Source organism: Vibrio sp. CCB-PB317, assembly GCF_022808245.1.
GTDB classification, from domain to species: Bacteria; Pseudomonadota; Gammaproteobacteria; order Enterobacterales; family Vibrionaceae; genus Vibrio; species Vibrio diabolicus.
The window spans coordinates 1,122,961-1,137,886 of record NZ_JALGNU010000001.1 but is presented as its reverse complement, the minus strand read 5'-3'; the positions used below and the strand labels follow the sequence as shown (position 1 = coordinate 1,137,886).

The 14,926-nt window shown below is 45.1% G+C and carries 13 protein-coding genes; 4 read left to right on the top strand and 9 right to left on the bottom strand.

Annotated features, from left to right (window positions below; all coding sequences use genetic code 11):
- Positions 1–18: 18 nt before the first annotated feature.
- From menB to MTR11_RS05335, 4 genes are read right to left on the bottom strand one after another with little or no spacing between them, the layout of a single operon-like run.
- Positions 19–885 carry a 1,4-dihydroxy-2-naphthoyl-CoA synthase gene (gene menB / locus MTR11_RS05350; RefSeq protein WP_005390550.1) on the bottom strand — a complete coding sequence of 289 codons (867 nt, stop codon included), beginning with the start codon at positions 883–885 and terminating at the stop codon, positions 19–21.
- Positions 878–1,705, bottom strand: a complete 828-nt coding sequence (gene menH / locus MTR11_RS05345; RefSeq protein WP_243327101.1) for a 2-succinyl-6-hydroxy-2,4-cyclohexadiene-1-carboxylate synthase — start codon at positions 1,703–1,705, stop codon at positions 878–880. The genes menB and menH overlap by 8 nt, the downstream gene beginning before the upstream one ends.
- The gene (gene menD / locus MTR11_RS05340) at positions 1,692–3,410 is read right to left on the bottom strand and encodes a 2-succinyl-5-enolpyruvyl-6-hydroxy-3-cyclohexene-1-carboxylic-acid synthase (protein WP_006743249.1); all 1,719 of its coding nucleotides are present in this window, start codon (positions 3,408–3,410) and stop codon (positions 1,692–1,694) included. Before menD ends, menH begins: the two co-directional genes overlap by 14 nt.
- Positions 3,407–4,714, bottom strand: coding sequence for an isochorismate synthase MenF (locus MTR11_RS05335; protein ID WP_243327100.1), 1,308 nt, complete (start codon positions 4,712–4,714; stop codon positions 3,407–3,409). The genes menD and MTR11_RS05335 overlap by 4 nt, the downstream gene beginning before the upstream one ends.
- A 217-nt stretch (positions 4,715–4,931) precedes the next feature.
- Between MTR11_RS05335 and MTR11_RS05330 the strand changes: the two genes are divergently transcribed.
- From MTR11_RS05330 to MTR11_RS05320, 3 genes are all read left to right on the top strand, one after another.
- Positions 4,932–6,146, top strand: coding sequence for a pyridoxal phosphate-dependent aminotransferase (locus tag MTR11_RS05330; protein WP_005390543.1), 1,215 nt, complete (start codon positions 4,932–4,934; stop codon positions 6,144–6,146).
- Positions 6,147–6,236: 90 nt separating this feature from the next.
- Complete coding sequence (gene yfbR, locus MTR11_RS05325) at positions 6,237–6,821, top strand: 5'-deoxynucleotidase (RefSeq protein ID WP_031780152.1); 585 nt, start codon at positions 6,237–6,239, stop codon at positions 6,819–6,821.
- 15 nt (positions 6,822–6,836) lie between these two features.
- Positions 6,837–8,159, top strand: a complete 1,323-nt coding sequence (locus MTR11_RS05320; RefSeq protein WP_243327099.1) for an anti-phage deoxyguanosine triphosphatase — start codon at positions 6,837–6,839, stop codon at positions 8,157–8,159.
- A 6-nt stretch (positions 8,160–8,165) separates the two neighbouring features.
- Here MTR11_RS05320 and MTR11_RS05315 read toward each other — a convergent pair whose 3' ends face one another.
- On the bottom strand, positions 8,166–8,780 hold the full coding sequence (locus MTR11_RS05315) for a tRNA-uridine aminocarboxypropyltransferase (protein ID WP_005390535.1): 615 nt from the start codon (positions 8,778–8,780) through the stop codon (positions 8,166–8,168).
- 3 nt (positions 8,781–8,783) lie between these two features.
- On the opposite strand from MTR11_RS05315, the gene rrtA reads away from it, so the two are divergent.
- The gene (gene rrtA / locus MTR11_RS05310; protein ID WP_005390532.1) at positions 8,784–9,335 is read left to right on the top strand and encodes a rhombosortase; all 552 of its coding nucleotides are present in this window, start codon (positions 8,784–8,786) and stop codon (positions 9,333–9,335) included.
- Between the two features lie 98 nt (positions 9,336–9,433).
- Here rrtA and MTR11_RS05305 read toward each other — a convergent pair whose 3' ends face one another.
- The 4 genes from MTR11_RS05305 to lon all read right to left on the bottom strand — a co-directional run bounded on the left by MTR11_RS05305 (position 9,434) and on the right by lon (position 14,850).
- Positions 9,434–9,718 (bottom strand): ComEA family DNA-binding protein, encoded by a 285-nt coding sequence (locus tag MTR11_RS05305; protein WP_031780151.1) that lies wholly within the window; start codon positions 9,716–9,718, stop codon positions 9,434–9,436.
- Positions 9,719–9,973: 255 nt separating this feature from the next.
- The gene (gene ppiD / locus MTR11_RS05300) at positions 9,974–11,833 is read right to left on the bottom strand and encodes a peptidylprolyl isomerase (protein ID WP_243327098.1); all 1,860 of its coding nucleotides are present in this window, start codon (positions 11,831–11,833) and stop codon (positions 9,974–9,976) included.
- 201 nt (positions 11,834–12,034) lie between these two features.
- Complete coding sequence (locus tag MTR11_RS05295; protein ID WP_005382341.1) at positions 12,035–12,307, bottom strand: HU family DNA-binding protein; 273 nt, start codon at positions 12,305–12,307, stop codon at positions 12,035–12,037.
- Positions 12,308–12,498: 191 nt separating this feature from the next.
- Positions 12,499–14,850 (bottom strand): endopeptidase La, encoded by a 2,352-nt coding sequence (gene lon, locus MTR11_RS05290; RefSeq protein ID WP_005390529.1) that lies wholly within the window; start codon positions 14,848–14,850, stop codon positions 12,499–12,501.
- Positions 14,851–14,926: the final 76 nt, after the last annotated feature.

The window sequence follows — 14,926 nt, the reverse complement described above, 5'->3', positions numbered from 1 at the left end:
CTCCTCTTTTTATACGGATTATGGGTTACGAGGGAATTTGTCGAAGTCTGGGCGACGTTTCTCGTTGAATGCGTTACGACCTTCTTGGCCTTCATCGGTCATGTAGAACATCATCGTTGCGTTACCCGCAAGCTCTTGAAGACCTGCTTGACCATCACAGTCCGCATTCAATGCAGCTTTCAGGCAGCGTAGCGCCATTGGACTATGCTGAAGAACTTCACGACACCAACGAACAGTTTCTTTCTCTAGCTCTTCTAGCGGCACAACCGTGTTGACCAAGCCCATGTCTAACGCTTCTTGCGCGTTATAGAAACGACATAGGAACCAGATTTCGCGAGCTTTCTTCTGGCCTACGATACGAGCCATGTAAGACGCGCCCCAACCACCATCAAATGAACCTACTTTAGGGCCCGTTTGACCAAACTGTGCGTTGTCCGCTGCAATTGTTAGGTCACACATCATGTGCAGTACATGACCGCCGCCAACAGCCCAGCCGGCAACTGATGCGATCACAGGTTTTGGACAAGTTCGAATATCGCGTTGGAAGTCCAATACGTTTAGGTGGTGTGTACCTTGCTCATCTTTATAGCCGCCGTAGTCGCCACGGATCTTCTGGTCGCCGCCAGAACAGAATGCGTCTTCACCTAGACCTGTCAGAATGATCACGCCAACACCAGAGTCATAACGCGCATCTGCCAACGCATCAATCATCTCTTTTACTGTTTGAGGGCGGAATGCATTACGCACTTGTGGGCGTGCAATGGTAATTTTCGCGATACCATCTTCAGATTTATGGTAGTGAATATCCTCGTATTTCTCGCTGCAATCTTTCCATTGAACCGGAGCGTAAAGTTCTTCTTCAGAAATGCCTACTGTTTTAGCCATGGTGATTCCCATTGTTCTCGTTACTCTCACCAAAGTGAGATTGAATTATTTGCTTAATATGCATCGCAAATTGTTGGGGCTGCTCTTGATGAACGTTATGTCCTGCGCCTTCAACTTGTCGATACGCCAACCCGCTACGTTGTGCCAGTTGGCTAAATTTTTGGTCTTTCGCGCCACACAAGTAATACATCGGTATATTCTGCTTTTTCAGTGTGGGCAACAAATACGCCTGCTTGGCTAACGATGTTGCCATCAGCATGCTCGCGACCGCCGAGCCAAGATTATCACTTCGCTTCGCAATTAATGTTTGTCTTTGCTCATGGTTTAGTGAAGAAAACACCGCTTGCTGATACCAATCGTTCAAAACACGTTCAAGTGGTTCTGTTTTGAAACGCTTTGCCCAGCGAGCATCATTCTCCAATCTCACCTGTTTCTCTGACTCAGTTTGAAGCCCGAAGTTTCCCCCTTCAACAATTGCGCCCACAATATTGAGATCTGAGAAGCATTGATTGGCAATACCATGCATCGCAATACGGCCGCCCATCGAGTAACCAATCAAAATAAGTGGTTGTTGCGGAGGAAATAATAAAGATAGTGTGGAATTAAGAAGTTTGCAGCAATCATCGAGATCGTTGCACTTTGTAAACTGGCTACGACCATGACCAGGAAGGTCTATAACAATTCGTTCAAACCGAGTCAGCTCATCCAAACAAGCTTGCCAATCAGCACCACTTCCTAAAAAGCCATGCAAAAACACCAGAGTGGGAAGATCACCACTTTGGTGTTTTTCAGTTGAAGAGAGACGCTCAGAGTGAAGCATGCAGGCTCTTATTAAATGCCTTTATCAACTCTGCGGCTTGACTTGGTGGGGTTTGAACTTCCACCAGCAGTGTGCCTTGACCGCTCGACAGGTGCTCGGCAACCATTGCTTGATACATTTCTAACGTAGTTGGCTTCTCATACTTTAAACCAAACTGTTTGGCTGCATGTTCAAACTGATAACCGTGGGGCATTTGGTAGTACGCAGTGCGATGCTCCTGAGGCACCGGTAACATATCGAAAATTGCGCCACCATCATTGTTTGTGACCACAAGTACCGTCGGCAATTTATTGTGAGAAAACAGCGCTAGTGAATTGAGATCATACAGTGCTGATGTGTCACCAATATACATCAGTAACGGATTACCTCTTGCTCGCTGCACACCTGATGCGGTAGCAAACAAACCGTCAATTCCTGACGCGCCTCGGTTAGTGAACACTTCTACATCATCAAGTTTGCCGTACATATCGACAAGTCGAACAAACAAACTGTTACCCAAAAAGACATCAGCGTTTTTAGTGCGCTCGTTGATGTCTGCTGCCAACGCAATTTCGTCAATGGCAGACGCTGAATCAGATAGGAAAGCTTCTTCGATACGTTGATGAACTCGCTTAACTCCATTCGCTAACCTATCAGCCCACCCAGCAAATATTGGCTTCTCAAAGCTAATGCGAGAAATCCAAGTTTGAGGAAGCTCGACCCAGTGCATTTGCGCCAGATGATTTTGGTTATTACGGTCCATACGCGGCGAGATATACCAGTATTGAACGTCTTTATCTTGTTGACTCTGCGAAACTTGTTTATCAATCCACTGGTTCAAACGTTTGGAGATGATTCGGCTACCAAATTGGATAATAAGTTCACAAGATTCAAGCTCGTTTGCGAACTCGGGAAGTTGAAGCCATACATCGTAATGCGCCCAATCCGAACTGAGACCACTTTGCGGGTCTGCAAGTACTGGCCATCCCATCTTTTGTGCAAATGCCTGCGCCGACTTCGCTTGTTCAAGCGGTAAGCTGCCAATCACAACCAAGCCTTTTTTATCCGCACAAGACGGGATTTTCGCCTGTGACAAGTGGCTAAAACGCTGGGTATAACTACCACTTCCTTTTCGCCATCCGGCTACCGAGTCTAAGTAGGTTTGATAATCCGCTTTTGCACCATTGGAATACAAAGGTTCTGGAAATGCACAGTTAATATGAACAGCACTGCCTTGCAGCTGCTGAGTAAACATCACTTCGTCAACAGAGGTCAGCAACCAATTAAGCGATGTTGTTAAAGTTGGGCTTGGTAAATTCAAGCTGGCCGAGACATGATGTGAAAAAATACCCAACTGGTTAATCGCTTGGTTTGCGCCACAGCCAACGAGCTCCATCGGACGATCCGCAGTGAGCAGCACCAGCTTTTCACCAGTAAGCCTAGCCTCCGCAACGGCTGGTAATAAGTTCGCCACTGCCGTACCAGAGGTAACGATGATTGCCACTGGCTCTTGAGTAGCTTTCGCTAAACCAAGAGCCATAAAGCCGAGACCACGCTCATCAAAGTGAGTATGAATAGAAACATTGGACCGTTCTGCCACCTCTAAAGTTAAAGGAGTAGAACGAGAGCCAGGAGCGATACAAACATGCTTAACGCCAAATCGCTGAAGCTCAATCAATATGGTTTCTGACCAAATTCGATTGAGCACCGCTTGGTCATGATTCATGATGCGACTCCCAACGGGGGGTGATCAGAAATCAGCGTGAGCAACGTCGACATTTTCTTATCAAGTTCCGCCCACTCATGCTCTGCCACAGAACCTGGCACAATACCTGCGCCCGCAAACAGTTGTACTTGGTCACCGAGAACAAGCGCGCTTCTGATCGCGACACAAAACTCTGCTCGTTCATGGCTTATGTAACCCATTGACCCCGCGTACCAGCCGCGTGCAAAGGGCTCATTATCAAGAATAAACTGCATGGACTCTTGTCGGGGTAAGCCAGCAACCGCCGCTGTTGGCTGAAGCGCCGATAACAACTGAACACCATTTATCCCCGCTCTTAGACTAGCGTGAATATTTCGCTTAAGGTGCTGCACTTTTCGTAGTCTGACCAAACTCGGTTCAGCTTCCACTTCAACCATTTCAGAATGCGGTGATAGACGGTCAATGATGTCGTCCACCACATACTGGTTTTCGTTCAGGTTCTTTTGGTCTTGGGATAACCAATTCGCCAACTCCATATCTTGAGTGGCATTGTCTCCCCGACCAATCGTACCTGCTAACGCTTCGGTATGTAGCTCATGCCCTACGCGAGAATACAAACGTTCTGGCGTAGACCCCATAAAACTGTGCTTACTGTCTAAGCTCAGCATGAAATGGAAGCTATGATGGTTATTTAAGTAACTTGCTTTAAGTAGCTGTGCAGCACTTAATGTGTTATCAAGCTGCACGGTAGAGCGACGCGCTAAAACCACTTTCTTAAAATCATCATTCTCTATACCAGTCAGAACCTTATGAACTAACTCATTCCATTGAGGCTGACTTGGCGTATGAACAATAGAGCAGATGTGAGACGAAATTGGAGCTAAGGTCGCGACCTCACAAACCAGTTTATTCAACCCAGCTAGAGTTCGCGCTTTGTCTTCTGAAATATTAACTGCGAGAGACCACTGTTGGTCAAAACGAATTAACTCAATTTGAGGCAAAAAGAAGAAAGAAGGCATACAGCGACTATTCTTCTCATGCTGGCCGTCAAAAGAGCGCCCGCCCCAAACTCGTTGCCCTTCACCTAGAATGGTATAAGCAGGGCCTGGCTCAACAAAGGCGTGTAATTGCCCTAATGCAACGACCTCTTCACGAGTATCGCGGGACTGCCAGTAGAATTTAGGGAAAAGTGGTTGTGCATCAAGCCAATCAATAAATGAGAAATTAGGTTTCTCGCTCAGGGGCTCGACCAGACGTGTTTGATTGCCTTCCGCTTGCTGAACTCGCTCGATAATTCTCTTTACGGCTTGATGGAACTGTGACAAATCAACCTCGTAGTATGTGAGGATAAATGGTAACTGACGGCTACTCTAAGTTTAGACCCAAAGCAAATCAAGGTCGTATGCGATCTTTTGCAAAATCCTGTGATAGCAAACGAGCAAAACTTAGCCAGCAAACAGATAATTTACAGATATATATTCTAATAAAAAACAAATTATTGTATTTTAATAAAGAAATTAACGAATTTTTAGGAATTATACAATGCAAAATATCGGGATGTCGTCAAAACTCGATAATGTCTGCTACGACATTAGGGGTCCTGTACTCAAACATGCTAAGCGCATGGAGGAAGAAGGGCATAAAATCCTAAAGCTAAACATTGGTAACCCTGCCCCATTTGGTTTTGACGCCCCTGATGAGATTTTAGTCGACGTGATTCGTAATCTGCCAACTTCTCAAGGCTATTGTGATTCCAAAGGCATTTACTCTGCTCGTAAAGCCGTGGTCCAACACTATCAACGTAAAGGTATCCGCTCGCTAGATGTCGAAGATGTGTATGTGGGTAACGGCGTGTCTGAGCTGATCGTGATGGCCATGCAAGCGCTATTAAACAATGGCGACGAAATGCTGATCCCAGCACCTGATTACCCGTTGTGGACAGCTTCAGTTGCACTATCAGGCGGTAAGCCGGTTCATTACCTATGTGATGAAGGTGCAGACTGGTACCCAGACCTTGAAGACATCAAAAAGAAAATCACACCAAAGACACGTGGCATTGTTCTGATCAACCCGAACAACCCGACAGGTGCGGTATACAGCCGTGACTTCCTACTTGAAGTGATTGAGATAGCACGCCAGCACAAACTGATCATTTTCGCAGATGAGATCTACGACAAAGTGTTGTACGACGGTGCAACACATACCTCAGTCGCCACACTCACTGAAGATGTGCTAGTCATGACATTCAATGGCCTTTCAAAAGCCTACCGTGTTTGTGGTTTCCGTGGTGGCTGGATGTTCCTAACGGGACCTAAACACCTAGCTCAAGGGTACGTGAATGGCTTGGAGCTGCTTTCATCGATGCGTTTATGTGCAAACGTACCAATGCAACATGCGATTCAAACTGCGCTAGGTGGATACCAGAGTATCAATGAACTGATTTTACCTGGCGGACGCTTATTAGAGCAGCGCAATAGAGCGTATGAACTGATCAATCAGATTCCTGGTGTTTCTTGTGTCAAACCTAAGGGTGCGATGTACCTCTTCCCGAAAATCGACACAAAAATGTACAACATCAAGAACGATCAGCAGATGGTTTTAGATTTCTTAAAACAAGAGAAGGTCTTACTGGTGCAAGGTTCCGGTTTCAACTGGCCAAAACCAGACCATTTCCGCATCGTGACACTGCCACACGTTGAAGATCTAGAAATCGCCATTGGACGTTTTGAGCGATTCCTATCAACCTACAGCCAGTAATGAATCACTGGTAGTAATTAGTGCTGATCTCTCATATGCTTAGAGGAACTCCTAGTGAGTTCCTTTTTTACACCAGAAACGGAGAAAGCCATGAAAGAAAGCCATTTTTTCGCCCACCTGGCTCGAATGAAGCTGATCCAACGCTGGCCTTTAATGCGGTCCGTCTCACCAGAAAACGTTTCAGAGCATAGCTTACAAGTTGCTTTTGTCGCTCATGCCCTTGCCCTAATTAAAAACAAAAAGTTCGGCGGCAACCTTAACCCAGAACGCATCGCGATTCTTGCCATGTACCATGACTCCAGCGAAGTATTAACGGGGGACCTTCCAACCCCAGTGAAGTATTACAATCCTGAAATTGCCAAAGAATATAAGAAGATAGAATCGGCAGCGGAACAAAAATTACTCTCAATGTTACCGGAAGAGTTCCAAGATGAATTTGCCCCCTACCTTCTTTCTCACTCTGCACACGAAGAGGACGCAAAAATCGTCAAGCAAGCCGACTCCATCTGTGCCTATTTAAAATGTCTCGAAGAACTAAGCGCAGGCAATCATGAGTTCGCTCTGGCAAAAAAACGCTTAGACATCACTTTGCAAGAACGTAGAACGCCTGAAATGGATTACTTCCTCAATACCTTTGCCCCAAGTTTCGAATTATCGTTAGATGAAATCAGTTAGCTTACGGAGATAATCGTGTCGTTTGAATTACACCCGCAATGGCAAGAGCGCCATGATGATGAGCATAAAATACGTCGTGACGACCATCGGAGCCCGTACCAACGAGACCGAGCGCGCATTCTTCACTCGGCTGCATTTCGACGCTTACAAGCAAAAACCCAAGTACACGGCAATAGCTTGGAAGACTTTCACCGCAGCCGGTTAACACACTCCTTAGAAGCGTCGCAACTCGGGACCGGTATCGTCGCCCAGTTAAAGAAAAAACAACCAGAGTTCCGTGATCTATTACCATCAGACAGCTTAATTGATTCATTATGTTTGGCGCACGATATCGGGCATCCTCCATACGGTCATGGGGGAGAAGTCGCTCTAAACTACGTAATGCGCGAACATGGCGGCTTCGAGGGGAACGCCCAAACCTTTCGTATCGTCACTAAGTTAGAGCCTTATACCGAGCATTTCGGAATGAATTTATCACGCCGCACACTGCTTGGTTTGATTAAGTACCCTGCCCTCATTAGTCAAACACGCTCCGTCAAGTTGCCTCAACCAGCTGAGCATCAACGTAAACTAAAAGCAAAAGATTGGAGCCCAGCTAAAGGCATTTATGATTGTGACAAAGACTTATTTGATTGGGTAATTGCGCCGCTTTCTGACAACGACAAGGCATTGCTTAGCTTAATGCGCTCAAAACCAGAATCGGAGTTTGAGCACAGTAAAACGCGCTTTAAATCACTCGATTGCTCAATCATGGAGCTAGCGGACGATATCGCCTACGGCGTTCATGATTTAGAAGATGCAATCGTGCTTGGTATGGTGACACGTCAGCAATGGCAAGAAGGCGCAGCAAGTCAATTAGCGGACTGTGGCGACCCGTGGTTTGAAGCACATATCGATTCCATCGGACAGATGCTATTTAGTGGTAAGCATCATGAGCGGAAAGATGCCATCGGTGGTATGGTTAACGCCCTGCTGACCAGTATTTCAATTAAGGCGGTGGATGAGCCTTTCAATAATCCATTACTGTCTTGGAATGCGTGTTTAGAGCCACAAATGGCACGTGCACTTGACGTACTCAAGCACTTTGTCAGTGCCTTTGTTATCCAAGTCCCGCAGGTCCAGATCGTTGAATATAAAGGTCAGCAAATTATTATGGACATTTTTGAAGCGTTAACAGCGGACCCAGAGCGCTTGCTGCCTGTTCATACAAAAGAACTGTGGTGCCAAGCGAAAAGCGAGAGCAATAAGATGAGAGTCATCACCGATTACATTTCTGCAATGACCGATGGTCACACACAAAAGCTACACCGCCAACTTTTCTCTTCCATCGTTCTTTAGTAACACTCAACCTTTCAAGTAATTCTTTTCAAATACGCCCGGCGGCATCTGGGCGATTTGGAATTCGATCATCTTTTCAAAGGCATGCATAAGCGGTGTAAAGTCTCTCTCGGGTTCAAGCAAGCGAAGCGAATGATAACCTGCCTCGACTGTCGATAAGCTATTCTCAGAGGGCGCTTTACGAATGGTGTAATGCCCTTGTAATTGCTTCGGTAATTGCACGGTTGGGAGTGGATGTAAATTGCTAGAAAGCTGCCACATTTTGTACGCTTTTTTCCACGTCCCATCGAGCAAAATCAAACGTATTTTCTTAGATACACTACGGCTCGCTTGATTAATTTCAGAGATGCATCGTGACTGTTCCGATGGGTAAAGAACAAAATGTTGATATGATTCATCCGCCAACAAGTGATTTAAGACATCATCACCAGAAAAGTCCTCTCCTATCAGACAAATACAGTTATCTAAACTCAAATTGAGAATCCGTGCCGTACCAAGCGGACGATGTTCTTCACTCGTGTGCTGAAGAATGATAAGTTCTACCTCGCTTGCCAACGGTACAATCCATTGGCAAATACACGCTTTTTGCGATTTTCCACAACGAGAACAATAACGAGACATAGAGTGAACCTTTATACCTTGCTGAGTATTATCAGCGTGATCTGTTTGATACTTCAATTCGAACCAATGGCAAGCCTAACCGAGTGGCACAGCTACAATATACGCCATGGCGAATGGTGGCGAATCGTAACAGGAAATCTCACACATACCAACTTTGCGCACTTAGGGATGAACCTGGCAGGATTGTGGATCATTACTTTTATTTTTCGTCCAAGCACTCGCAACTTCCTTATCGTTTTCTCACTCTTGTGCGCATTTGTTGGCGCAATGAATTTGTTTACCAACATGTCGGTGTACGTGGGATTATCTGGCGTACTACACGGACTATTTGGATTCTGGGCACTCAGAGAAGTCTTTGAAAGCAGAAGAAGCAGCTTGTTGTTGGTCGGCGGGCTTATTGCCAAAGTAGCATGGGAGCAGATCTATGGTCCATCAAGCAGCACTGCTGCGCTTATCGGCGCAAACGTTGCTATTGATGCTCATTTATTTGGCGCACTCGGTGGGTTAACAATGGCTCTAATGGAAAAAGGCTTTCGCCGTCGTTTATTCGGTTAAAAAATCCCGAACCACGAAAGAGGGGTTGGTTCGGGAAAGCAGTAATAGGGAAACAGATATTGTTCTGAATTCAGACTCAATATCTGAAATACATCAAGCTACAGTAAAATGCGGTCTTCGTTTTTCTTAACTGTCGCTTCACCAATGCCTTTTACGCTCTTCAAATCTGCTGCCGTTTTAAAAGGGCCATGCTCCTCGCGGTAGTCCACGATACTCTGCGCTTTCTTCTCACCAATACCTTTCAACATGGTCGCTATTTCTTCAGCAGAGGCCGTGTTGATATTTACGGTAATTTCAATTCCTTCATATTTGTCAGTGGCTGAATCCGCAGCCATGCTAAAAGGCGCAAAAACAAATAAGCACAATGTCAAAATCCATTTCATATTGAACATACAATCTCCAAAATAGTAGGCTAAAACCAGTCATCGGGAGCAAGTAACTACCAAGTTCGTAGTGAAAAGCAACGTGATTATGCATTTAACAAACTTAGATGACCCGATATTCGCAATGACTGGTATCACTTAAACGCGCACTAATTTAAGTAATGCTTATTGATGATTGAAGTTAATAAAGACAAAAATAAAACGGACCGCTTATGCGGTCCGTTTTAGTTAACATGCAAATTACACTAATTGTGCTTAGTTGCTCACAATAAAGTACTCAATGTCAGTGTTTGCGCGCAGTACAGCTAGCACAGATGATAGGTCTTGCTGAGAAGATGCTCGCTGCATTTGCATCGCAACTTGCTCTTCTAAATCACTATCTAGCTCAGCATTTACAGCATCAAGCTCGATGATAACAATGTTACCTTCAAGATCTTTAGACTGACCATATACTGGCTTACCATCGACTGGTTTTGCCATCGCGAATACCGTTGTTGCCAACGGAGAACGGCGATCTACTGTCTCTTGTTCACCAAATGCAAGGTTGTTTTCAGTAAGCACATCTGTCTTACCTTCTTTCAATGCAGCAACAACCTGTGTACCAAGTTCCATCGCATCTTGCTCACCCTTAACGCGAGAAAGCTCTGCAATAACCTGATCTTTCACTTCTTCTAGTGGAAGAACCGTCTCATCACGTGCATCTTCAACACGAACAACAATAATATGTTCAGGTGCAACTTCGATAGCTTCAGAGTTTAAGCCATCTTCTTTTACTTCAGGGCTAAGGATTGCTTGCATTACCGCAGGGTTACGAAGCACTTCAGGTGCGTCAACCTGAGAAATAAAGTCCGTTGTCTTCACTTCTTGGTTAACGGCTTGAGAAGCGTCATACAATGAGTCTGGGTATTCAAACGCTACGCGCTCAAGTTCGCTTTGTAGCTCGTAGAATTGATCAACCGCTTGTTGGTCAACCATTTCTTGTTTGATTTCAGCGGCTACTTCTTCAAATGGCTTCGCCACAGAGTCTTTTAGCTCTTCAAGCTTGATAATATGGTAACCAAAGTCCGACTTTACTAGACCCGACGTATCGCCTGGATTCTTCAACGCGAATGCCGCATCTTCAAAAGCAGGGTCCATCACATCACGCTCTATCCAACCTAAGTCACCACCGTTTTCAGCGCTGCCAAAATCGTCAGATTTCTCTTGAGCAAGCGTCGCAAAATCTGCACCCGCATTTAGCTCATCTAGGATAGCCTGCGCTTTTGCTTCATCGTCCCCTTCTACAAGAATATGAGCGACACGACGCTGCTCTTCTGAAGAGTATTTGTTTAAGTGCTCTTCGTAGTACTTTTTCACCTCAGCATCAGAAACATTAACTTGTTCCTTTAGCGCTTCAGCAGACAGTTCGATATACGCGACTTTAACCTGCTCTGGGCGAGTAAAGTTGTCAGGGTTTGCTTTGTAGTACTGTTGAATTTCTTCGTCAGTCAATTCAATGTTTTTCGCAAACTCTGCTAAGTCGATTTTAATCGTGCGAATATCACGAGTTTGAGTGAACAGCTTACCTTCTGCCTGTACTTCACCTGGCAGAATAAATTCACTGTTTTGTAGTGCATTCAGCAGTTGTTCACGAACCAATTCACGACGCATGTACTCAGCAAAAGAGTCTGGCGAAAAGCCTGCACGACGCAGAGAAGCTTGATAGATCTCTTGATCGAACTGACCATTAGATTGGAATTGAGGCATGTCTAGAATCATGCTACGAACTTGGGTGTCGCTGATTCGCAGACCTAAAGCTTCTGCTTGTTGGTCAAGCAACACGTCATTGATCATTCGATCTAAAACGGATTTGCGGAAAGATTCAACATATGCAGGGTCAGCCAGCATTTGAGAGAAGTAGTCACCCAACTGAGCTTGCATACGGTTACGCTCATTTTGGTATGCCATCTCGAACTCACCACGAGGAATCTCAGTGTTACCGACTTTCGCTGCAGAGTTGTTGTTACCACTAACGATGTAGCTACCTACACCTGCAAATACGAAAGACAGGATGATAAGCCCAAGGATAATTTTGACCGCGATGCTATTCACGCCTTCGCGTAGTCGATCCATCATAATTTAACTGCTCTCCACAATTGAAGCCTACTGCTTCTATCTAATAGAAATAATGGCGCAATAATATCAGAAAAAGAAATGCGCATCAGTATGATGCGCATAATTTAAGAAAGTTCGGCTCGAAGTTTGTAAATTTTTGTTCGAAACTTATTGTTTGAGCAAAAGTTAAGCAAATGGCCGGTTACAGAATTAACGCTGTGATTAGTTACAAGCGTCTTTCAGTGCTTTACCAGCTTTAAAAGCTGGTACTTTTGCTTCTGCGATTTGGATTTCTTCACCAGTTTTTGGGTTACGACCAGTACGTGCAGCACGAGTACGAACGCTAAATGTACCAAAGCCAACTAGAGCAACTTGATCACCAGACTGAAGAGTACCGCTTACTGCTTCGATGAATGCATCTAGAGCACGACCCGCTGACGCTTTAGAAATGTCTGCATTTTCTGCGATTTGTTCTACTAACTGAGTTTTATTCACTGTAATTTCCCCTTTGTGTCATCTGTGATTATTTTTGTGATGACTTTCGTTCCATTGTTAAGAAAATATGCTCCATCCCTTATTCGTCAAGGGCTGGCAGCTATCGAAACTAACTTAGCGCCCAAAAAAAACGCTGACAAGCCTTTTTAGACTTATCAGCGTAAACTTTTACTTATTTTTGCTGCACATCACTATTTTTGAGACTCAAACTCAACGCCCGTCGGGTCTCGCTCTAGTGCGACTTTCAGTACTTCATCAATCCACTGTACAGGGATGACTTCCAGATCAGCGATAACATTATCAGGAATCTCTTCCAAATCACGCTCGTTGTCTTTTGGAATTAGCACAGTCTTAATGCCGCCACGGTGTGCCGCAAGTAACTTCTCTTTTAGGCCACCGATAGGTAGGACTTCACCACGCAGTGTGATTTCACCCGTCATCGCTACCTCTGCTTTCACAGGGTTACCTGTCAGAGCTGAAACCAAAGCAGTACACATTGCAGTACCCGCACTTGGGCCATCTTTTGGCGTCGCGCCTTCCGGTACGTGCACGTGAATATCTTTCTTCTCGTAGAAGTCAGTGTTGATACCCAGTTTTTCTGCACGAGAGCGAACGACTGTCATTGCGGCTTGGATAGACTCTTGCATCACGTCACCAAGAGAACCCGTTTGCGTCAGCTTACCTTTACCTGGCATGGATTGAGTTTCAATCGTTAGCAGATCGCCACCCACTTCTGTCCAAGCTAGACCTGTCACTTGACCAATTCGGTTACTTTCATCCGCTTTACCGTAATCGAAACGTTGAACACCCAAGTACTCTTTTAGGTTGTCCATCGTTACCGTTACTGACTTGATGTCTTTATCCAACAAGATGTTCTTCACGGCTTTACGGCAGATCTTAGAAATCTCACGCTCTAAGTTACGAACACCCGCTTCACGAGTGTAGTAACGGATGATGCCAATAATCGCAGAGTCTTCAATGATGATTTCATCCGGTTTTAGACCATTGCGCTTCACTTGCTTATCAACAAGGTGACGTTTTGCAATGTTCAGCTTCTCGTCTTCGGTGTAACCAGATAAACGAATAACTTCCATACGGTCTAACAATGGACCTGGAATGTTCATTGAGTTCGAGGTTGCAACGAACATAACGTCAGAAAGGTCGTAATCCACTTCTAAGTAGTGATCGTTGAACGAGTTATTCTGTTCAGGATCAAGTACCTCTAGTAGCGCTGATGCCGGATCGCCGCGCATATCTGAAGACATTTTGTCGATTTCGTCCAATAAGAACAATGGGTTCTTCACGCCAACTTTCGACATCTTCTGGATTAATTTACCTGGCAATGAGCCAATGTAAGTACGGCGGTGACCGCGAATTTCTGCTTCATCACGTACACCACCCAGCGCCATACGAACGTACTTACGACCTGTAGCAGAAGCAATTGAACGACCAAGAGACGTTTTACCCACACCTGGAGGACCAACAAGACAAAGGATTGGACCTTTTAACTTATTGATTCGGTTTTGAACCGCCAAGTATTCAAGAATACGCTCTTTTACGCGCTCTAGACCGTAGTGGTCTTCATTAAGAATCTCTTCTGCTTTCGCTAAATTTTTCTTAACTTTTGAGCGTTTAGCCCAAGGCACGCTGACCATCCAATCGATGTAGCTACGAACCACTGTTGCTTCGGCAGACATTGGAGACATCATCTTAAGCTTTTGCAGCTCTTGCTCAGTCTTTTCACGTGCCTCTTGAGGCATTTTTGATTCGTCAATCTTCTTCTGCAGCGTTTCGAACTCGTCTGGTGCGTCTTCCATCTCACCAAGTTCTTTCTGAATCGCTTTCATTTGCTCATTCAGATAGTACTCACGCTGAGATTTTTCCATTTGCTTTTTAACGCGACCACGAATGCGTTTTTCAACTTGCAGCAAATCGATCTCTGATTCCATCTGGCCCATTAGGAATTCCAGACGCTCAGTGACATCAACAATTTCAAGTACTTGCTGCTTATCCACCAGCTTCAACGGCATATGAGCTGCAATAGTATCCGCTAAGCGAGCCGCTTCGTCGATACCGTTGAGTGAGGTGAGAACTTCTGGTGGAATCTTCTTGTTTAGCTTAATAAAGCCTTCAAACTGATTGATCGCACTGCGAACAATCACTTCTTGCTCACGCTCATCCAATTCTGGCGTAACCACAAATTCCGCTTCCGCTAGGAAGAAGTCACTCTCTTTAAAGTGATTGATTTTCGCACGTTGCTGGCCTTCAACCAGTACTTTTACTGTGCCATCCGGAAGCTTCAGTAGCTGGAGAATGGTGGCTACCGTACCTACTTCAAATAGGTCGTCAACCGTAGGCTCATCAGTATCAGCTTGCTTTTGTGCCACAAGAAGAACTTGTTTGTTGGTTTCCATCGCCGTTTCTAAACAGCTAATCGATTTCTCACGACCAACAAACAATGGAATAACCATGTGCGGGTAGACCACTACGTCACGTAGAGGTAGTACCGGGATCTCGATACGCTCGGAACGTTCCAAGTTCATATAATTCTCTCTTCCGCTTTCACGTTTACGTATTACTTATCGATTTATATGGGGGCTAATTGTTTGGATTCAATAA